The sequence below is a fragment of the Streptomyces sp. NPDC044033 genome (genome assembly GCF_056434425.1).
Genome location: NZ_JBWKFF010000013.1, coordinates 1 through 19,585, shown reverse-complemented (window position 1 = coordinate 19,585; position 19,585 = coordinate 1). Strand labels below are relative to the sequence as shown.

The window sequence follows — 19,585 nt, the reverse complement described above, 5'->3', positions numbered from 1 at the left end:
ATGGAATCGCACGGCCCTGACCCCGGCCCACAGGGGACGATCACGGTGGCCCGGGCCCTTGAACTGCCCGCGCTGCGGCGCGGGCTCCCCGAGGTCATGGCCGCCGCCGACCGCCTGGAGCGCCCCGTGCGCTGGGTGCACGCCGGGGAGACCCCGAACATCGCCGCGCTCCTCAAGGGCGGCGAACTGCTGCTGACCACCGGCCTGGGACTGGGCAGCCGCCCCTCCGAGCAGCGCTCGTTCGTGCGCAGGCTCGCGGACCGGGGCATCGCCGCGCTGGTCGTCGAGTTGGGCGGGCGGTTCACCGCGCTGCCCGCCGCGGTCGTCGACACGGCGCGCTCGTACGGGCTGCCGCTGGTGCAGCTGCACCGCGAAGTGCCGTTCGTCGCGGTGACGGAGGAGATCCACACCGAGATCGTCAACGAGCACTACGCGCTGCTGCGCCGCGCCGAGGAGGTGCACCGGCGGGGCACGGAGGCGCTGCTCAACGGCGGGGGCATGCCCGAGATCCTGCGCCTGTTCGCCGAGTTCGCGGGCAACCCGGTCTTCTTGGAGACCCCCGACGGGCGGTTGCTGTACGCGGCCGGGCCCGGCCCGCAGCCGGGGACGGCCGATCCGCTCCAGGTGTGGGACGGGCTGCGGGCCCAGCGCGCGGCGCCGCGCCCCGAGCCGCCGGCGGGCAGCGTCGTCGCGGACATCCCCGGCGGCGGGCACGGGCCGGGAGCGGTACGGGCCCGGCTGACCGTACTGCCGGTGAGCGCCCCGCTGGCGCCCGTACACCGGATCGCCGCCGACCGCACGGCGGGGCTGCTGGCGGTCGTGCTCCTCCAGGCGCGCCAGGAGGAGGAGTTGGCGGCGCGCGGGCGCGGCGACTTCCTCACCGACCTGGCCGAGGGCCGCGTCGAGGCCGCCGACGCGCCCGCGCAGGCGCGGGTGCTGGGCTTCAAGCCGGGGGACGGCCCGCTGCTGCCGGTCGTGCTGCGGCCGGCCGCCGAACTCGCCTTCCTCGACGCGTCGGACAGCTGGGCGGCGCTGGCGTGCGCGGTCCAGGAGGAGTTGGCGTCGGTCGGGGCCCCGGTGCTGCTGGGGGTGCGGCTGCCGGAGGGCCGGCTGCCGCTGCTGGTCGGGCTGCGGGCGGAGACCGAGCGGGCGGCCGTCGCCGAGCGGGTGGCGGCGGCGCTGCGGGCCGGGGTCGAGCGGGCCTGGACGGAGCGTTCCGGCTCCCGGCCGGTGATCGTCGTGGGTCTTGCGGGCGACTGGGCCGCCGCCGGGGCGGGGCTGCGGCACGCGGCGGAGGCCGCGACGGCGGCCGAGGGGCTCGCGCCGCGGCCCTGGCACGACGTGCGGCGGCTGGACGTCGACCTGCTGCTGTGGCGGCTGCGCGCGCACGGCGACCTGACGGCGTTCGTCGACCGGGTGATCGGCCCGCTCCTCGTCCACGACCGCTCGGCGCGCCCGCCGCTGCTGCCCACCTTGGAGACGTATCTGGCGCACGCGGGCCGCAAGGCGGAGACCGCGCGCGAACTCCACCTCAACCGCCAGACCCTGTACGACCGTCTGGCCCGTATCGCCCGCCTGCTGGGCAGCGATCTGGAGGATCCGCAGACGGCCCTGGCGCTGAGCCTGGCGCTCCGGGCCCGCCGCCATGTGAAGTAGCGGACGCCGGACCGCCTTTCAGCGGTGCGCCTCAGTGGCGCGTCTCAGCGGTGCGCCTCGGCCATGCGCCTCAGCCGTGCGTCTCAGTGGCGCGCCTCAGCCGTGCGTCAATTCGTCGTAGACGCTGAGCACTTGGGCGACCGTATCGTCCTCCGTCGGCCAGTTCGCGGCCCGGACGCGCCCGGCGCTCGCCAGTTCGGCCCGCCGTCCGGGGTCCGCCAGGAGGCCGGTGACCGCTGCCGCGAGCGCGTCGGCGTCGCCGTAGGGGACCAGTTCGGCGGCGTCGCCCACCAGTTCCGGCACCCCGCCGACGGCCGTGGCGACCAAGGGCACACCCGCGTGCAGCGCCTCGTGGGCCAGCAGGGACCGCGCCTCCCAGCGGCTCGACAGCACGGCGAGGTCGGCGGCTGCCAGCAGGTCCGGTACGTCCTCGCGGCAGCCCAGCAGCAGCACCGGCAGCGACTCCGCCTCGATGCGGCGCTGCAACTCGGCGCGCTGGGCGCCCTCTCCGGCGATGACCAGCAGCGGTTCGGGGTCGAGCGCGCGCCAGGAGCGCGCGGCGTCCAGCAGCGTCCCGTACCCCCGGCCGGCGTCCAGCCGCCCGACGGCCAGCAGCAGCGGACGCCCCACGGCGCCCACTTCCGCCCGCGTCTTGTGCCCCGAGGGGTCGGCCTCCGCGTCCGGTACGACGTCCGGCACGGGCAGCGCCACCGGCGCGAGCCGGGCATCGCGCGCCCCTCGCCCGCGGGCGCGCTCCACGAGATCCGAGGAGGCGCCGAGCACGACGGCGGCGGCGCGCGCCACCTTGCGCTCCGTCAGGCGCACGACGTGGGCGCGCGCGCCGTCCGCCGCGGGCTTGGTGTGCCAGGTGACGACCAGCGGCGTCGCCCTGCCGCGCAGCGCCAGCGAGGCGAGCAGCCCGGAGCGCAGCCCGTGCGCGTGCACGACGTCGGCGTCCGCGCAGACGGACCGCAGCGCGGCGACGGCGCCCGGGTCCGTACGCGTCCGCAACGGCGTGAAATGGGCCCCGGCGTCCGCGAATCCGTACCCGTCGCCCGCTCCTCGCGGCGCGCAGACGGTGATCCGCAGCCCGCGCGCGACGAGCCCCGCGGCCAGCGACCTGACGTGCGCCCCGCTGCCCGAGCTGCCCGTGCCCAGCACCTGGACGGCGTGCAGCGGCCGCTGCCCGTGCGGTGGTGCCGGTGTGCTGCTCACGCGGGTGGAGCTCCTGAGTCGGCTCGAAGGCGTCCGGTCGAATGCGTTGGTACGAGGCCGGGTCGACGGCGTTCGTACGAGGGGGTGCGCTGGGCCCAGGATGCCAGCCCGCGCCGGCATCCGGTCACCGCCGCCGCCGGTTTCCGGCCCAGTCTCGCCCGTACGTCCACAAAATCAGTCACATGGGTGAGTTTGCGGCGGTTCCTTCCTCGTAGGTCCCGGCACCCCTCCGCGTAGGGCTTCTCAGCCCCCGGCGCGCGCCGCCGCCAGCAGCTCCTCGGCGTGCGCCCGCGCCAGCTCCGAGTCCTCCTGGCCCGCCAGCATCCGGGACAGCTCGCGGACCCGGTCCTCGCCGGCCATCGCCTGGACGCCGCTGCGCGTCACGGAGCCGTCGTTCGTCTTCTCCACCACCAGGTGCCGGTCGGCGAAGGCGGCGACCTGCGGCAGGTGGGTGACCACCACGACCTGCGCGGACTTGGCGAGCCGGGCGAGGCGGCGGCCCACCTCGACGGCCGCCTTGCCGCCGACGCCCGCGTCGACCTCGTCGAAGAGGTACGTCGGCACGGGGTCCGAACCCGCGAAGACCACCTCGACCGCGAGCATCACCCGGGACAGCTCACCGCCGGACGCGCCCTTGGCGATCGGCCGGGGCTGCGCTCCGGGGTGCGGGGCGAGGTGGAGTTCGACGTCGTCGGCGCCGTGCGGACCGTACGCGACGGCGCGCCCGTCCACCTCGATGCCGGAGTCCTCGTCGGCCACCGGTGTCTGCCGGATCTCGAAGGAGACGCGCGCGTGCGGCATGGCCAGCTCCGCCAGTTCGGCGGTGACCGCCCCGGCGAATCGCTTCGCCGCCTCGGTACGGGCGTCGGTGAGGGCCTGCGCCAGGCCGCCGAGTTCGGCGCGCAGCGCGTCGCGCTCACCGGTGAGTTCGGCGATCCGGTCGTCGTCGCCCTCCAGCTCGGTGAGGCGGCCGGCACTCTCCTCCGCCCAGGCCAGGACGGCGGCGATGTCCTGGCCGTACTTGCGCGTCAGCCCGGTGAGCGCCGCGCGGCGCTCCTCCACGGCCGCGAGCCGCAGCGGGTCGGCGTCCAGGTTGTCCGCGTAGCCGGCCAGCTCCCCCGCCACGTCGGCGAGCAGGATGCCGACCTCGCCGAGCCGCTCGGAGAGCGCCGCGAGGGCCGGGTCGTGGGAGCGTACGGCCTCCAGGGCGCGGTGCGCGCCGCCGACGAGGGTGGCGGCGTCGACGCCCTCGGGGTCCTCGGGGTTCCCGGCGAGCGCCGCGTGCGCGAGCGCCGCGGCGGAGGCGAGGGACTCGACGTGGCCGAGGCGCTCGGCCTCGGCGGCGAGTTCGGCGTCCTCGCCGGGGAGCGGTTCGACGGCGGCGACCTCGTCGAGGCCGAACCGCAGCAGCCCGGCTTCCTGGGCGCGCTCCCGGGCGCGCGTGGTCAGCTCCTCCAGCTCGACCGCGATCGCCCGCAGCCGCCGGTACGCGCCGGAGTACTGCGCGCGCGGCACCGCCACCGCGTCCCCCGCGTACCGGTCGAGCGCCTCGCGCTGCCGCGCCGGGCGCAGCAGCCCCTGCTGGTCGGTCTGCCCGTGCACGGCGACGAGGTCGTCCGCCAGCTCCGCGAGCAGCCCTACGGGGACGCTCCGGCCGCCCACATGGGCGCGCGAGCGCCCCTCGGCGGAGAGCGTGCGGCTGATCAGGAGCGCGCCGTCGTCGAGTTCGGCGCCCGCCTCCACGGCCCGTACGGCCGCGGCCGAGCCGGCCGCCACGACGATGCGTCCCTCCACCACCGCGGCCTTGGCTCCCATCCGCACCAGGGTTGGGTCGGCGCGTCCGCCGAGCAGCAGGCCGAGGCTGGTGACGACCATGGTCTTGCCGGCGCCGGTCTCGCCGGTCACCGCCGTGAAACCGGGTGACAGCTCGACGACGGCGTCATCAATGACGCCCAGTGAACGAATCCGCATCTCCTCCAACACGGATACGACCATACGAGGTTCCGGGGCAGACGTGCGACGGCCACCCCCTGGGCCCGCCCCCGGGCGCCGGTGCGGAGAGCGCCCGCGGGGGCGTCCGCGGACCGGCCGGCGGCCGTCCTGGGGACACCCCCACCCCTGATCGGGGTGGGTACTCCATGGTCCTGGCGCCACCCTGGGGCGGAGGGTGGGCGGTGATCCGAAACCGTTCACCGCGAGAGGCTCATCCATGCCCAACGGACTGGCGCGCGCCGCTCTGCGCGGCCACCGGCCCGCTTTCGCCGGCACCGCCGTCGCCGCGCTGTTCTCCGCCACGGTCGTCAGCGCGTCGACGACCATGATGGCGGCCACCGGCGCCGACGGCCTGTCCGCCGCCACCCGCAGGACTCTGGACGCGAACGGCGTGGGCGACATGGCCGTCGTCATGCTGATCGGCTCGGTCTATCTGTCGATATTCGTGATCGTGTCGACCATGGGCACGGCCGTGGCCCAGCAGCACCACGAGTTCGCGATGCTGCGGGCGATCGGCGCCCGCCCCCGGCAGCTGCGGCGCGCGGTGGCCGTACAGGCGCTCGCGGCCGCGGTCCCCTCGGCGGTGGCGGGGGCCGGGCTCGGCGTCCTGGTGGCGCGCTGGTGGTTCGCGGCGCTGGCGGGGCACGGGCTGATCCCGGCGGAGGTGCGCTTCCGCTTCACCCTGATCGCGCTGCCGGCCTGCCTGGCGGTCGCCGCCGTGACATCGGCGCTGGCGGGCATGGCGGCCGCCGCGCGATTCACCTGGCTGCGCCCCGCGAAGGCCCTGGCGGAGGCCGCCTCGGGACGGCGGGGGCTCGGGATGGTCCGTACCCCGCTCGGGGTGCTCGCGCTCGCCGGCGGCGGCGTGCTGTGCGCGGTGGTCTCCAGGCTGCCGGCCGACAAGGCGGGCCAGTCAGCGTTCCTGGTGCTGATCCTGTTCTGCGCGGGGGTGGGGCTGCTGGGGCCCCGGATCATCGGCCCCGCGGCGTGGCTGGCCGCGCGCGTCACCCGGCCGTTCGGCAGCGCCGCGGAACTCGCGATGATCAACGTCACCTCGCAGACGCGGCGGTTCGCGGCGGCGGTGGTCCCGCTGACCCTGGTGGTCGGCTTCGGCGTCACGAAGATCGCCGTGCACACGACGGCGGCGCACCGCACCGGATCGGCGGGCAGTCCGGGCGAGGTGTGGCTCGACTACACCGGCACCGGCCTGTACGCGGCGTTCGCGGCCATCGCCGCCGCCAACACCCTCGCCATGATCACCTTCGAGCGCCGGCGCGACCTCGCCCTGCTGCGCGTGGTCGGCACCGCCCCCGGCCAACTGCGCACCATGGCCGCTTGGGAGGCGCTGGTGGTGGCCCTGACGGCGCTGGTCATCGGCACGGCCGTCGCCCTGCTCACCCTCGCCCCCATCCTCCGCGCCGCGTACGGCTCCGCGCTCCCGTACGTGCCGTGGCCGGTTGCCGCCTCCGTCGCGGGCGCCACTCTGGCCCTGACGCTGCTGGCCACCGGCGTGCCGGTACGCGCGGGGCTGCGCCGCCGGGCGGTCGTGACGCTGGGGGCCACGGGGTGAGGCCGGGGCCCAGCGCGGGGCCCGCCGCCGCGGCGGACGCGTGGAGGAGGTCCGCCGCGATACCGCGCCCCGAAAGGGGCGCGGGAAACCGCGCGACCAGCCACGGCGAACCCGCGCGCGACGCACCGGACCTCCAGCGGACCGAACCCAGCCGAGCGCCTAGTTCGGCGCGCCCCGCCACCCCGCCACCGGCAGGGCGAACTTCGCCACGAGCCGGTCCGTGAAGGACGCGTGGTGCAGGCGCGCCAGCCGTACGGGCACGGCGCCGCGCCGCACCTCCACCCGCGCGCCCGCGGGCAGCTCGACGGTGCGGCGGCCGTCGCACCACAGCACCCCGTGCGGGGTCTGCGGCTGCACCTCGACCGCGAGGACCGAGTCGGGCGCGGTGACCAGCGGCTTGGCGAACAGCGCGTGCGCGCTGATCGGCACCATCAGCAGCGCCTCCACCTCGGGCCACACCACCGGGCCGCCCGCCGAGAACGCGTACGCGGTGGACCCGGTCGGGGTCGCGCAGACCACCCCGTCGCCGCCGAAGCGGGAGACGGGCCGCCCGTCGACCTCCGTGACGACCTCCAGCAGCCGCTCACGCGCGGCCTTCTCGACCGACGCCTCGTTCCAGGCCCAGTCCGTGTGCACGACGTGCCCGTCGTTGCGTACGAGGACGTCGAGCGTCATCCGCTCCTCGACCTCGTACGCCCGCGTCGCGACGCGGTCCACGACCTTGTCCAGGTCGTCCCGCTCGGCCTCGGCGAGGAACCCGACCCGGCCGAGGTTGACGCCGAGCATCGGCACCCCGGAGACGCGGGCGAACTCCGCGCCGCGCAGCAGCGTGCCGTCGCCCCCCAGGACGACCAGCAGCTCGCACCCCGCCAGCACGTCCGGCGCCTGCGGCCCCGCCTCGACCAGCTCCACCTCGGCGGGCAGCGGCAGGTCCGCGGCCTCGTCGGCGAGGACCCGGACCCGGATGCCGCAGCGCAGCAGCCCCTGGACGACGAGTTCGGCGCTGCGGATGGCCGCTGGGCGGCCGGTGTGGGCGAGCAGGAACACGGTGCGCTGCTCATCGCCTGCTGAAATCGCTGCTGAAGCTGCTTGTGATGTGGTCAACGAGGCCCCTCCGCCACGGCACGGTCAACGTCGGCCGGGTCCAGTTCGGGCGCCCCGGCACGCAGCCACAGAAAGTACTCGACATTCCCGGACGGTCCCGGCAGCGGGCTCGCGGTCACGCCGAGAACGCCGAGGCCGAGCGCCGCGGCCCGCTCGCCGACCGCCCGTACCGCCTCGGCGCGCAGCGTCGCGCTGCGCACCACGCCGCCGCTGCCGAGCCGCTCCTTGCCCACCTCGAACTGCGGCTTGACCATCAGCACGAGGTCCGCGTCGGGCGCCGCGCAGCGCACGAGGGCGGGCAGCACCAGGCCCAGCGGGATGAAGGACAGATCGCCGACGACCACGTCGACGGGTTCGCCGCCGAGCTGCTCAAGCGTCAGCTCGCGTACGTTCGTACGGTCCTTGACGGTGACCCGCTCATCGCTCTGCAGCGACCAGGCGAGCTGCCCGTACCCGACGTCCGCGGCGACGACGCGCGCCGCCCCGGCCCGGAGCAGCACATCGGTGAAGCCGCCCGTCGACGCCCCGGCGTCGAGCGCCCGGCGCCCCTCGACGGTGAGGCCCAGCGGTCCGAACGCGGCCAGCGCGCCCGCGAGCTTGTGCCCGCCGCGCGAGACGTACTCGGGGTCGTCGTCGTCCTTGGCGACGACCAGGGCCGCGCTGGTCTCCACCTGGGTGGCCGGCTTGGTCGCGGTGGCGCCGCCCACGGTCACCCGGCCGGCCGCGATCAGCTGGCTCGCGTGCTCGCGCGAGCGGGCGAGCTTGCGGCGCACCAGCTCGGCGTCGAGCCGCGCGAGCCGGCCGCGCCCGTTGTGGTGGCTGTTCTTGCCACGTGCCACTGCCACGTGTGGTTCAGCTCCTGTTGTCGTACGGACCGGAGGGCGCGGAAGGCCCGGGACGCTGGTCGAGCGCGGTCAGCGCGTGGCGCAGTCCCCGGTGTACATCCTCGTACACCTCAAGGTGCCCGCTCGCCGCGAGGTGGTCGGCGTCGCCGAGCCGGGCCAGCTGCGCGTCCACGTCGGCGTCACCGGTGGGGGTGCGGTGGACGCCGAGCGGTCGCGGCCCGGGGCCCGTGAGCGGCTCGGGGTCCACGAGCGGCCCGGGGCCCGTGAGCGCATCGCTCCCCGGCTCCGGCTCGCTCCCCGGCTCCGGCTCGCTCCCCGGCACCAGCTCGCTCTCCGCATCCGGCTCAAGCTCCGGCTCGTGCTCCGGCCCCGGCTCGGCGCCGGTCATCGGATCGGTCATGGTTCCGACGCTACCCCGGAACGGGTCTTTCTCCGGTATGAGAGCCCCGGTACGAGCGGCCCCTGGGGTACCGTCGATCACAATGGCGACCATCGAGGAGTGCCGCGCCGCACTCGACCGGCTGGCGGAGAACCTCGCGGGGGCGGACGGCGGCCTGCGTACCGCCGCCGCGCTCAACCGCTCGCTCAGCTGCCACCTCACCGACCTCGGCACCACCTTCGTGGGCCGGCTCGCGGACGGCCGCATCGAGGACGTCACGCCCGTGGCCGGACCGCCGCCCGGCCGCGCCGACATCAGAATGGCGATGACCGGCGACGACCTGGTGGCCCTGGTCGGCGGCGAGCTGAACTTCGCGAAGGCGTGGGGCAGCGGCCGGGTCAAGCTCCAGGCGGGCCTCAGGGATGTGCTGCGGCTGCGCTCCCTGCTGTGACGGCCTGTTCCTGGGCCGTACGGGCCTTGGCCACCCGCTCCCCGGGCGTGCGCGCCTCGCGGGCGGCGGGCACCACCAGCGGGGTGCCGGTCTCGGGGTCGTCGATGACCTGGCAGCGCAGCCCGAAGACGCGCTCCACCAGCCGCGCCGTGACGACCTCGGCGGGCTCCCCCTCGGCGACGATCCGCCCGTCGCACATGGCGATCAGGTGCGTCGCGTAGCGGGCGGCGTGGTTGAGGTCGTGCAACACGGCCACCAGCGTGCGCCCCTGCTCCTCGTGCAGCTGCGCGCACAGGTCGAGCACCTCGATCTGGTGCTGGATGTCGAGGAAGGTGGTCGGCTCGTCGAGGAGCAGCAGCGGGGTCTGCTGGGCGAGCGCCATGGCTATCCACACACGCTGCCGCTGGCCGCCGGAGAGCTCGTCGACATAGCGGTCGGCGAGCGCGCCGACGCCGGTCGCCGCCATCGACTCGTCGACGACGCGCTCGTCCTGCGCCGACCACTGCCGCAGCACCCCCTGGTGCGGGTATCGGCCGCGCGCGACGAGGTCGCCGACGGTGATGCCGTCCGGCGCCACCGAGGACTGCGGCAGCAGCCCGAGGGTACGGGCGACCTTCTTGGCCGGGTACGAGCCGATGGCCTGCCCGTCCAGCAGCACGGAACCGGCCGACGGCTTGAGCATCCGGGAGAGGGCGCGCAGCAGCGTGGACTTGCCGCAGGCGTTGGGCCCGACGATGACGGTGAAGGAGTTGTCGGGGACCGCTACGGAGAGGTTCTCCGCGATGACCCGCTGGTCGTAGGCGAGGGTGACGGACTCGGCCGCAAGACGGCTCACGGTATCTCTCCTGTTGCTGGTGGTTTCCGGGGCGCGTGCGCCTGCCGCGGGTACGTCCGTACCGCCCGTACGCGCCCCGCCCGTACGCGCCCCGCCCGTACGCGCCCCGCCCGTATCCGTTCCGCTCGTATACGTCCCGCGCGTATCCGTTCCGCTCGTATCCGCGGAGTGCGTCTCCGCGCTGTTCATATCCGCCCCGCCCGGCGCTCGGTGAACAGCAGCCACAGCAGGTAGCAGCCGCCCACCATGCCGGTCAGCGCGCCGACCGGCAGCCGGTCGGCGCCGAAGATCCGCTGCGAGGCCCAGTCGGCGGTGACGAGCAGGGCGGCGCCCATGCAGGCGGCGGCCGCCAGGTTGGGGCCCGACGCGCGGGTCAGCCGCCGGGCGAGCTGGGGCGACGCCAGGGCGATGAAGGCGACGGGCCCGGCCGCCGCCGTGGCGGAGGCGGTCAGCAGCACGGCGGACAGCATGAGCACGAGCCGGGTCCGCTCCACCCGGACCCCGAGCGCGTACGCGGCGTCGTCCCCCATCTCCAGCGTCTTCAGGCTCCGGCCGTGGCCCAGCACGACCGGGAAGAGCACCGCGCACACGGCCAGCAGGGGCCAGACCTGGTCCCAGTCCCGGCCGCTGAGGGAGCCGACCATCCACGCCACCGACCGGGAGGCGTCGGAGGGGTTCGCCTCGGTGAGCAGATAGCCGATGAGGCCGGTGAGCATGGCGGCCGCGCCGATGCCGATGAGGACGAGGCGGTAGCCGTGCACGCCCTTCTTCCAGGCGAGCGCGTAGATGGCGACGCCGGTGATCAGCCCGCCGACGATCGAACCGCCGGAGACCGCGTAGGGGCTGCCGTGGAAGAGGACGATGACGGCCAGTGCGCCGACCGTCGAGCCCTGGCCGAAGCCGATCACGTCGGGGCTGCCCAGCGGGTTGCGGGCGACGGACTGGAAGACCGCGCCGGCCATCCCGAGCGCCGCGCCGACGAGCAGCGCCACCAGGGCTCTCGGCAGCCGCAGGTCCTGGACGATGAACTCCTGCGCGGTGGTGCCGCCGCCGGTCAGCGTCCGCAGGACGTCGGCGGTCGACATCGGGAAGTCGCCGATGCCGATCAGGACGACGGACGCGGCGAGCGCGATGGCCACGAGCAGCAGCGAGACGAGCGCCGCGCGGGCGTCGAGGCGGAAGGAGAGGCCGCCGGGGGTGCGTACCGCCTTCGTCCGGAGACGACTCTTCGCACCCGGCTCCCCCACAACGCCTTCTTCCCCGGAGGCGCGCATCGCCCCTCCGGCCACTCCGTCTTCTTCTTCCGCGTCCGCGCGGTGCAGGGGTGCGCTGTTCACAGGTGCGCCATCTTCCGTCGGCGTACGAGATAGATGAAGACGGGCCCGCCGATCACCGCCGTCACGATGCCGACCTGGAGCTCGGAGGGCCGGGCGACGACGCGCCCGACGATGTCCGTACCGAGCAGCAGGACGGGCGCGAGCACCGCCGCGTACGGCAGGGTCCAGCGCATGTCGGGGCCGGTGATCGCCCGTACCACGTGCGGCACCATCAGCCCGATGAAGACGATCGGCCCGCAGGCGGCCGTCGCGGCCCCGCACAGCAGGGTGACCGCGAGCATCGCGAGAACCCGGGTACGGGTCAGGTCGGCGCCGAGCGCCCGCGCGGTGTCGTCGCCGAGCGCCACGGCGTTCAGCGGCCGGGCGAGCGCGAGCGCGAGCACCACACCGACCAGGATGAACGGCGCGATCCGCGCGACGATGCCGCCGTTGGCGGAGGCCAGCGACCCGACCGTCCAGAAGCGCAGCTTGTCGAGGGCCGCGTTGTCCATGAGCTGTACGGAGTTGACGTACCCGAAGAGCGCGGCGGTCACGGCGGTGCCCGCCAGCGCGAGCCGCACGGGCGTCGCGCTGCGGCTGCCCCCCAGTGCGTACACGGCGACCGAGACGGCTCCGGCGCCGAGGAAGGCGAACCACACGTACCCGGTCAGCGAGGTGACGCCGAGGAAACTGATGGCGGAGACGACAGCGGCGGCGGCGCCCGCGTTGACGCCGAGGATGCCGGGCTCGGCGAGCGGATTGCGGGTGAGCGCCTGCATGACCGCGCCGGCGAGGCCGAGCGCCGCGCCCGCCAGCACGCCGAGCAGCGTGCGCGGCAGCCGTACGTCCCGGATGACCACGTCCGCGTCGGTGGCGGAGTAGTGGAACAGGCCGTGCCAGACCTGGTCGAGGGGGATCTGCTTGGCGCCGACGGCGATGCTCGCCACAACGACCAGCAGCAGCACGCCCGTTGCGGCGAGCAGCCCGGCCGCACGGGTGGCGTTGCGGCTCCGGGGCGCGGCCTCCGGGGCGGCGCGGGATTCGGGGGGACTGTCGACCAACACCCAGTTAGGTTAGCCTAACCTGGCAACTGCCCTCCAGGAGAGAAGCACATCCCCCATGAGCAACCCCCGCACCCTCACCATGTCCCGCCGCGGCCTCCTCGCCGCGGGCGGCGCCGCCTCCATCGGCGCCCTGCTCACCGCCTGCGGGGGCGGCAGCTCATCAACGGGCTCCTCGAAGAAGGACAGCGGCCCGTGGAAGTTCAAGGACGACCGCGGCGAGACGGTGAAGGCCGACCACACCCCGAAGAACATCGTCGCCTTCACCGGCACCGCCGCGGCCCTGCACGACTTCGGCATCGACTGCGTCGGCGTCTTCGGCCCCACCAAGCTCAAGAACGGCAAGCCCGACCCGCAGGCCGGTGACCTCGACATCGACAAGGTCACCATCCTCGGCAACGCCTGGGGCGAGTTCAGCGTCGAGAAGTACGCGGCGCTCTCCCCTGACCTGCTGGTCACCAACATGATCCAGGCACACGACCTGTGGGGCGTCCCCGAGGAGAGCAAGAAGAAGATCCTCACCCTGGCCCCCAGCGTCGGCATCACCACCTCCCACACCCCGCTCCTGGAGCCCATCCGGCGCTACGCCGCGCTCGCCGAGTCCCTCGGCGCGGACCTGGGGGCCAAGAAGGTCGTCGATGCCAAGGCCCGGTTCGAGAAGGCCGCCGAGACGCTCCGCAAGGCCGCGAAGGCGAAGAAGGGCCTCAAGGTCCTCGCCGCCTCCGGCAGCGCCAACCTGCTGTACGTCTCCGACCCGGGCGTCTACGCCGACCTCAGCTTCTTCAGGGAGCTCGGCGTCGACGTCATCGTCCCCTCCAAGGTCACCGGCGGCTTCTTCGAGAACCTCAGCTGGGAGAACGCCGACAAGTACCCGGCCGACCTGATCCTCCTCGACAACCGCACCGCCACCCTCCAGCCCAAGGACCTCGCCGCCAAGCCCACCTGGGCGGGGCTCCCCGCCGTCAAGGCCGGGCAGGTCGTCCCGTGGCTCAGCGAACCGCGGTACTCCTACGCCGGCTGCGCCCCGATCCTGGAGGACCTCGCCGCCGCCGTCGAGAAGGCCAAGAAGGTCACCTGACCGGCCGCGGCGCCGCGCCCCGGCCCGGCCCGGCGCCCGCCACGCAGCACAGCCCGGTACCCGAGAGGAGCACGCCCGCATGCCCGCCACGCCCTTCCGCTTCTTCGATGTGCACGTCATACGCACCGAACGGCTCAGCCCCGCCATGGTCCGCGTCACTTTCGGCGGCGACCTGACCGCCTTCGTCAGCGGCGGCCGCGACCAGCGCTTCAAACTCTTCCTCCCGCGGCCCGGCCAGGGCGCGCCCGTACTCCCCGACGACCTGGGCGAGGGCTGGTTCGGCGCCTGGCGCGAGCTGGACCCGGCCGTACGGTCGGTCATGCGTACGTACACGGTGCGCGACCAGCGGCGCGGCCCGGACGAGCTGGACGTCGACTTCGCCCTGCACGGCGGCGACCACGCCCCGGCGGGCAGCACGGACGGCCCGGCCTCCTCCTGGGCCCGCGCCGCCCGGCCCGGTGACCGCGCCGCCGTGCTCGGCCCGGTCGAGGAGGACAACGGCGGCGTCGACTTCCGCCCGCCGCCCGGCACCGACTGGACGCTGCTCACCGGCGACGAGACGGCGCTGCCGGCCATCGCGGGAATCCTCGCCCAGCTGCCGCCCGACTCCCCCGCCAAGGTCTGGATCGACGTCCCGAACGCGGAGGACGCCCAGCCCCTCCCCACCAAGGCCGACGCCGACATCACCTGGCTGGTCCGCGAGCACGCCCACGACAACGCCGTCCTGGAAGCCGTACGCGCCGCGGAACTCCCCGCCGGGACCCCCTACGCCTGGATCGCGGGCGAGTCCGCGAACGTACGCGCCCTCCGCCGCCACCTCGTCGACGACCGCCGATTCGACCGCAAGGCGATCAAGTTCACGGGGTACTGGCGCCAGGGCGTGACGGAGGACGACTTGATCGCGGAGATCGAGTAGGACGGGGCGCGACGCGGGCCTCCCATCCCGCCTTGGGCATCGCAGCCCGAGGCCGGATGGGAGGCCGCCCTTCCGGTGGGCCGAAAAGCCCGGCGGCGGACTACCGCCCCAGGCCCAACCGGGCCAGCGCCTTCCCCGAGTCCAACCCGGAGACCCCGTCACCGGCGCTCGACCAGGCCGCCCCGCACAGCGCCCTCAAGCCGTCGACGGCCGCCCCGCCGCCCTCAAGCGCCAGCGCCCCGTCCCCGGCCGACGCCGTCCATCCCCCGCACGCGAACCCGTCGCCCGCGCCCTCGACCACCGGCTGCGGCTCCAGCAACCCCCGCAGATCCTCGGCGACATACGTCGGCCGGTGCCGGGGCGAAGCCGCCAGCAGAGCTGCCGCCGACGTCACCCCCGTCAGCACCAGCAGCGAGTCCACGCCCCCCACGTACGCGCCCTCGATGTCCGTGTCCAGCCGGTCCCCGACCACCAGCGGCCGCTCGGCCCCGGTCCGCAGCACCGTCTCGCGGTGCATCGGCGGCAACGGCTTCCCCGCCACCTGCGGATCGGCGCCCGTCGCGATCCGTACGACCTCCACCGCCGCCCCGTTCCCCGGCGAGATCCCGCGCGCGCTCGGAATCGTGAGATCGGTGTTGGAGGCGAACCACGGCACGCCTCGCGCCACCGCGTACGACGCCTCCTGAAGCCGTTCCCACGTCATGCCGGGCCCGCCGTACCCCTGCGCCACCGCGGCCGGATCGTCATCGGCGGAGAACACCGGCTCCAGCCCGCGCTCCCGCAGCGCGACCTCCAGCCCCTCCGCGCCGATCACCAACACCCGTGCCCCGGCCGGGACCTGCTCGGCGATCAGCCGCGCCACCGCCTGCGCCGAGGTGATCACGTCGGCCGGCTCCGTCGCCACCCCCAGCCGGGTCAGATGCTCGGCGACCGTCCGCGGGGTCCGCGCCGCGTTGTTGGTGACGTACGCCAGGTGCATGCCGCCGTCCCGGGCCGTCCCCAGCGACTCGACGGCGTGCGCGATGGCCTCGCCCCCCGCGTACACCACCCCGTCGAGGTCCAGCAGCGCCGTGTCGTACGCGGCGCTCAGCCGCTCCTCGCTTCCGTCGGGGCTGGTCCGGACGGTCTGGTTCATGGCGTGCGCTCCTCGTGCTTCCGTGACTCTCTCCCCCGATCATCGCTCATCCCGGTTTGCGACATAACATTTCCCAATGAGCACTCCAGGGCACGCCGGACAGGGCCTCCAACTGGCCCCCTTCAGAGGGCTGCGCTATGTGCCGGAGCAGGTCGGCAGCCTGTCCGCCGTGACCTCGCCCCCGTACGACGTGGTCGTACGGCCGGACGGCCTGCGTCACCTGGAGACGGCCGATCCCCACAACATCGTCCGTCTGATCCTCCCGCAGGCCGCCACCGCCGCCGAGCGGCACCGCCAGGCCGCCGAGACCCTGCGCCGCTGGCAGGAGGAGGGCGTGCTGGCCCCCGACCCCGAGCCCGCGCTGTACGTGTACGAGCAGAGCGACGGCCACACCCTCCAGCGCGGCCTCATCGGCGCCCTGCGCCTGACCCCGCGCGAAGCGGGCGTCGTCCTCCCCCACGAGGACGTGATGCCGCACATCGTCGAGGACCGCGCCGCGCTCATGCGCGACACCTACGCCAACCTCGAACCGCTCCTCTTCGCCTACCGCGGCGACGGCTCCACCACCGGGGCCACCGCCGTCATCGAGCGCACGATCCGCACCGAACCGCTGCTCGCCACCACCACCGAGGACGGCTTCGCCCACCGGCTGTGGTCCCTCACCGACCCGGACGACCTGGCCCGCATCGACGAGGACCTCGCACAGCGGCAGGCCCTCATCGCCGACGGCCACCACCGCTGGGCCACGTATCTGCGGGTGCACTCCGAGCAGACCGCGCCCGGCCCCTGGGACTACGGCCTCGTCCTCCTCGTGGACACCGCCCGCTACCCCCTGCTCGTACGGGCCATCCACCGGCTCCTGCACCACCTCCCGGTCAAGGACGCCGTCGAAGCCGTGGCGGACACCTTCCGGACCCGCGTCGTCGAAGGGCCGCTCTCCAAGGCCCTCGAATCGCTCTCGGACGCGACCCGGGCCGGCGGCACCGCCTTCCTGCTCGCGGGCGACGGCGGCTTCCACCTCATCGACCGGCCGGACCCCGGCCTCCTGGCCCGTACGATCCCCGACGGCCGGCCGCAGGCATGGCGCTCGCTCGACGCGACCGTCCTGCACTCGGCCCTGCTCGAACACGTCTGGCGGGTCCCGGACGACCCCGAGCACATCGGCTACATCCACGAGGCGGCAGCCGCCGTCGAACAGGCCGAGCGGCACGGCGGTACGGCCGTGCTGATGCATCCGGTGCGCGAGGAGGTCGTGCGCGAACTGGCCCAGCAAGGCGTGACGATGCCCCGCAAGTCCACGTCCTTCGGCCCGAAACCGGCCACGGGCCTGGTACTCCGCAACCTCGCGCTCGGCTGACGGCGGCGCGAGAGCCCCGGACATACGACGAGGGCGGGACCCCGGTCAGGGGTCCCGCCCTCGTCGCCATCAGCGATCAGTGCTTGTCGCCGCCATCAGGCTCGCTGTCATGCCCGATCTCGTCCTTCGCGGGCGCGTCGCTCTCGACCGCGCCTTCGCCGTCCGCGAGCCGTTCGGACTCGCCTTCGCCGTCTTCGCTGCCTTCGCCGTCTTCGCTGTCTTCGCCGTCTTCGCTGTCTTCGCCGTCCTCCTCGGTCAGCGCGTCCACGAACTCCACGCCTTCCAGCTCCGCGAGCCGGTCGGAGGCGTCCGTGGTGCCGCCCTGGTCGGCCTCCAGCGCCTTCCCGAACCACTCGCGCGCCTCGCCCTCACGCCCGACCTCAAGCAGCGCGTCGGCGTAGGCGTAACGGAGGCGAGCAGTCCACGGCTGGATCGAGTTCGAGGCCAGCTCGGGGCCCTGCAACGTCACGACCGCCGCGTCGGCCTGCCCCATGTCCTTACGGGCCCCGGCCGCGACCAGCCGCATCTCGACCTGACCGGCCTTGTCCAGCCGCTGCACCTCCGGCTCGCCGGCCATCGCCATGGCCCGCTCCGGCCGGCCCATACCGCGTTCGCAGTCGGCCATGACCGGCCACAGGTCGACGGACCCGGTCATCCGCCGCGACGCACGGAACTCGGCCAGCGCCTCGGAGTACTTCTCAGTGGCGTACGCGGCGAACCCGGCCGCCTCGCGCACGGCGGCGACCCTGGAAGCGAGCCGCAGCGCGATACGGGCGTACTCGTACGCCTGCTCCGGGTCCTCGTCCAGCAGATTCGCCACCATCACAAGGTTCCTCGCGACATCCTCGGCGAGGGTCTTGGGCAGGCTCATCAGCTCCTGCCGCACGTCCGGGGCGATCTCGTCGCCCGTCACGTCCTCGGGGATCGGCAGCCGGCGTACGGGCTCCCGGTCCCGGTCCCGGTCATCGCGCCGCCCGGCCCCGCCGGAGCCCCGGTCGTCCCGCCCCCGGTAACCGCCGCCGCCCTGCCGGTCGTCCCGCGCAGGACGCTGCCCACCGCGGGGGCCGCCACGATCGCCGTCACAGCGGTCGCTGCCCCCCCGGTCGTCACGCCGGAACCCACCGGTGGGCCGACCGCCACGGTCATCGCGCCGGGCCCCACCGCGGTCGTCGTCGCGACGCGGGGCGCGGTCGTCACGCTGGAAAGCCGGACGGCTGTTGTCACGCCGGTCGTCGCGCCGGGCTCCACCGCGGTCGTCTTCACGACGCGGAGCCCGGTCATCACGCTGGAAAGCCGGACGGCTGTCACGCCGGTCGTCGCGGCGGTCGTCGCGGCGGGCCCCGCCGCGGTCGTCGTCGCGGCGGCGGTCGGGGCCACCGCGGTCGTCACGGCGGAAACCGCCACGGTCATCCTGACGGGGACCGCGCGGGCGGTCGTTGCTACCGCCACGGTCGTCACGACGAGGCGCACGCGACCGATCGTCATCACGCCGGAACGCCGGACGCTCATCACGCCGATCGTCACGCCGGAACCCACCGCGGTCGTCCTCACGACGCGGAGCCCGGTCATCACGCTGGAAGCCCGGACGGCCGTTGTCACGCCGGTCGTCCCGACGGTCATCACGGCGGAAGCCGCCGCGATCGTCCTGACGGGGACCGCGCGGACGGTCATTACCGCCACGGTCGTCGCGCCGGGCTCCACCGCGGTCGTCTTCACGGCGCGGGGCGCGGTCGTCGCGCTGGAAAGCCGGACGGCTGCTGTCGCGCCGGTCGTCGCGGCGGGCCCCGCCGCGGTCGTCGTCGCGGCGGCGGTCGGGGCCACCGCGGTCGTCACGGCGGAAACCGCCACGGTCATCCTGACGGGGACCGCGCGGGCGGTCGTTGCTACCGCCACGGTCGTCACGACGAGGTCCACGCGACCGATCGTCATCACGCCGGAACGCCGGACGCTCATCACGCCGATCGTCACGCCGGAACCCACCGCGGTCGTCCTCACGACGCGGAGCCCGGTCATCACGCCTACCGGCACCACCGGCGCCGGTAGGCCGACCGGCACCACCACCGGCAGGCCGGCCGCCACGGTCGTCATCGCGCCGGAACGCCGGACGCGCCGGACGGTCATCGCGCCGGGGGCCGCCACGGGTGTCGTCACGACGCGGCCCGCGAGGCGCACCGCGCCGAGGCTCGCGATCCGACCGATCGTCGGAAGAGTTGGGGGACATCGTCGTGACTCCTGTCTTCGGGTAACGCAGTCATTCTCGCGCACCCGGCTTATCGGCGCGCTTCGGCAAAAACAAAAAGGACCCTTGGTCCCAGCATGAACGCTGGGACCAAGGGTCCTAGAAATATTGTTCGGCGGCGTCCTACTCTCCCACAGGGTCCCCCCTGCAGTACCATCGGCGCTGAAAGGCTTAGCTTCCGGGTTCGGAATGTAACCGGGCGTTTCCCTAACGCAATGACCACCGAAACACCTTCGGGTGTTCCTAGCGAACAAGCACACTTTTTAATTAATCCATCCCGCAAAGCGGCATGGTAAAGCATTACTGGTTCAACCGGTGCGACTGTTCGCAACCCGGGAACCACACAGTGGACGCGAGCAACTGAGGACAAGCCCTCGGCCTATTAGTACCAGTCAACTCCACACCTTACGGCGCTTCCATATCTGGCCTATCAACC

Annotated in this window: 16 protein-coding genes, 1 rRNA gene and 1 pseudogene; 6 read left to right on the top strand and 12 right to left on the bottom strand. The window is 74.2% G+C overall.

Annotated elements, in window-relative coordinates; all coding sequences use genetic code 11:
• Window positions 1-1,656 carry a PucR family transcriptional regulator gene (locus tag AC07AB_RS22620; RefSeq protein WP_478569676.1) on the top strand — a complete coding sequence of 552 codons (1,656 nt, stop codon included), beginning with the start codon at window positions 1-3 and terminating at the stop codon, window positions 1,654-1,656.
• A gap of 96 nt (window positions 1,657-1,752) precedes the next feature.
• On the opposite strand, the gene AC07AB_RS22615 is transcribed toward AC07AB_RS22620, so the two are convergent.
• Window positions 1,753-2,871 carry a glycosyltransferase family 4 protein gene (locus AC07AB_RS22615; protein WP_478569675.1) on the bottom strand — a complete coding sequence of 373 codons (1,119 nt, stop codon included), beginning with the start codon at window positions 2,869-2,871 and terminating at the stop codon, window positions 1,753-1,755.
• Window positions 2,872-3,114: 243 nt separating this feature from the next.
• Window positions 3,115-4,866, bottom strand: a complete 1,752-nt coding sequence (gene recN, locus AC07AB_RS22610) for a DNA repair protein RecN (protein WP_478569673.1) — start codon at window positions 4,864-4,866, stop codon at window positions 3,115-3,117.
• 214 nt (window positions 4,867-5,080) lie between these two features.
• Here recN and AC07AB_RS22605 point away from each other — a divergent pair, with 214 nt between their 5' ends.
• Window positions 5,081-6,433, top strand: a complete 1,353-nt coding sequence (locus AC07AB_RS22605) for an FtsX-like permease family protein (protein ID WP_478569671.1) — start codon at window positions 5,081-5,083, stop codon at window positions 6,431-6,433.
• 159 nt (window positions 6,434-6,592) lie between these two features.
• On the opposite strand, the gene AC07AB_RS22600 is transcribed toward AC07AB_RS22605, so the two are convergent.
• Genes AC07AB_RS22600 through AC07AB_RS22590 form a run of 3 tightly spaced genes read right to left on the bottom strand, consistent with a single transcriptional unit; the run spans window position 6,593 to window position 8,782 of the window.
• Complete coding sequence (locus tag AC07AB_RS22600; RefSeq protein WP_478569670.1) at window positions 6,593-7,480, bottom strand: NAD kinase; 888 nt, start codon at window positions 7,478-7,480, stop codon at window positions 6,593-6,595.
• 53 nt (window positions 7,481-7,533) lie between these two features.
• The gene (locus tag AC07AB_RS22595) at window positions 7,534-8,376 is read right to left on the bottom strand and encodes a TlyA family RNA methyltransferase (RefSeq protein WP_478570050.1); all 843 of its coding nucleotides are present in this window, start codon (window positions 8,374-8,376) and stop codon (window positions 7,534-7,536) included.
• 13 nt (window positions 8,377-8,389) lie between these two features.
• Window positions 8,390-8,782 carry a hypothetical protein gene (locus AC07AB_RS22590; RefSeq protein WP_478569668.1) on the bottom strand — a complete coding sequence of 131 codons (393 nt, stop codon included), beginning with the start codon at window positions 8,780-8,782 and terminating at the stop codon, window positions 8,390-8,392.
• A gap of 82 nt (window positions 8,783-8,864) precedes the next feature.
• On the opposite strand from AC07AB_RS22590, the gene AC07AB_RS22585 reads away from it, so the two are divergent.
• Window positions 8,865-9,212: an SCP2 sterol-binding domain-containing protein gene (locus tag AC07AB_RS22585; protein WP_478569666.1), complete on the top strand. Its 348-nt coding sequence runs from the start codon at window positions 8,865-8,867 to the stop codon at window positions 9,210-9,212.
• Here the strand turns inward: AC07AB_RS22585 and AC07AB_RS22580 are convergent.
• The 3 genes from AC07AB_RS22580 to AC07AB_RS22570 form a co-directional block, all read right to left on the bottom strand.
• The gene (locus AC07AB_RS22580) at window positions 9,178-10,047 is read right to left on the bottom strand and encodes an ABC transporter ATP-binding protein (protein WP_478569664.1); all 870 of its coding nucleotides are present in this window, start codon (window positions 10,045-10,047) and stop codon (window positions 9,178-9,180) included. The two genes, AC07AB_RS22585 and AC07AB_RS22580, sit on opposite strands and share 35 nt — an antisense overlap.
• A 185-nt stretch (window positions 10,048-10,232) precedes the next feature.
• Window positions 10,233-11,321: a FecCD family ABC transporter permease gene (locus AC07AB_RS22575; RefSeq protein ID WP_478570048.1), complete on the bottom strand. Its 1,089-nt coding sequence runs from the start codon at window positions 11,319-11,321 to the stop codon at window positions 10,233-10,235.
• Window positions 11,322-11,380: 59 nt separating this feature from the next.
• Window positions 11,381-12,424, bottom strand: a complete 1,044-nt coding sequence (locus tag AC07AB_RS22570) for a FecCD family ABC transporter permease (protein WP_478570046.1) — start codon at window positions 12,422-12,424, stop codon at window positions 11,381-11,383.
• Between the two features lie 58 nt (window positions 12,425-12,482).
• On the opposite strand from AC07AB_RS22570, the gene AC07AB_RS22565 reads away from it, so the two are divergent.
• Both AC07AB_RS22565 and AC07AB_RS22560 read left to right on the top strand, forming a co-directional pair.
• Window positions 12,483-13,502 carry an ABC transporter substrate-binding protein gene (locus AC07AB_RS22565; RefSeq protein ID WP_478569662.1) on the top strand — a complete coding sequence of 340 codons (1,020 nt, stop codon included), beginning with the start codon at window positions 12,483-12,485 and terminating at the stop codon, window positions 13,500-13,502.
• Between the two features lie 79 nt (window positions 13,503-13,581).
• Complete coding sequence (locus tag AC07AB_RS22560) at window positions 13,582-14,418, top strand: siderophore-interacting protein (RefSeq protein WP_478569660.1); 837 nt, start codon at window positions 13,582-13,584, stop codon at window positions 14,416-14,418.
• Between the two features lie 100 nt (window positions 14,419-14,518).
• On the opposite strand, the gene AC07AB_RS22555 is transcribed toward AC07AB_RS22560, so the two are convergent.
• Complete coding sequence (locus AC07AB_RS22555; protein ID WP_478569658.1) at window positions 14,519-15,553, bottom strand: HAD-IIA family hydrolase; 1,035 nt, start codon at window positions 15,551-15,553, stop codon at window positions 14,519-14,521.
• 76 nt (window positions 15,554-15,629) lie between these two features.
• Between AC07AB_RS22555 and AC07AB_RS22550 the strand changes: the two genes are divergently transcribed.
• Window positions 15,630-16,910, top strand: a complete 1,281-nt coding sequence (locus tag AC07AB_RS22550; RefSeq protein ID WP_478569656.1) for a DUF1015 family protein — start codon at window positions 15,630-15,632, stop codon at window positions 16,908-16,910.
• Between the two features lie 76 nt (window positions 16,911-16,986).
• Here AC07AB_RS22550 and AC07AB_RS22545 read toward each other — a convergent pair whose 3' ends face one another.
• The 3 genes and pseudogenes from AC07AB_RS22545 to rrf all read right to left on the bottom strand — a co-directional run bounded on the left by AC07AB_RS22545 (window position 16,987) and on the right by rrf (window position 19,376).
• The gene (locus AC07AB_RS22545) at window positions 16,987-17,781 is read right to left on the bottom strand and encodes a tetratricopeptide repeat protein (RefSeq protein ID WP_478570044.1); all 795 of its coding nucleotides are present in this window, start codon (window positions 17,779-17,781) and stop codon (window positions 16,987-16,989) included.
• 144 nt (window positions 17,782-17,925) lie between these two features.
• A pseudogene (locus AC07AB_RS22540) lies at window positions 17,926-18,681 on the bottom strand (tetratricopeptide repeat protein); the annotation flags it as partial.
• Window positions 18,682-19,259: 578 nt separating this feature from the next.
• Window positions 19,260-19,376 (bottom strand): 5S ribosomal RNA (gene rrf / locus AC07AB_RS22535).
• Window positions 19,377-19,585: the final 209 nt, after the last annotated feature.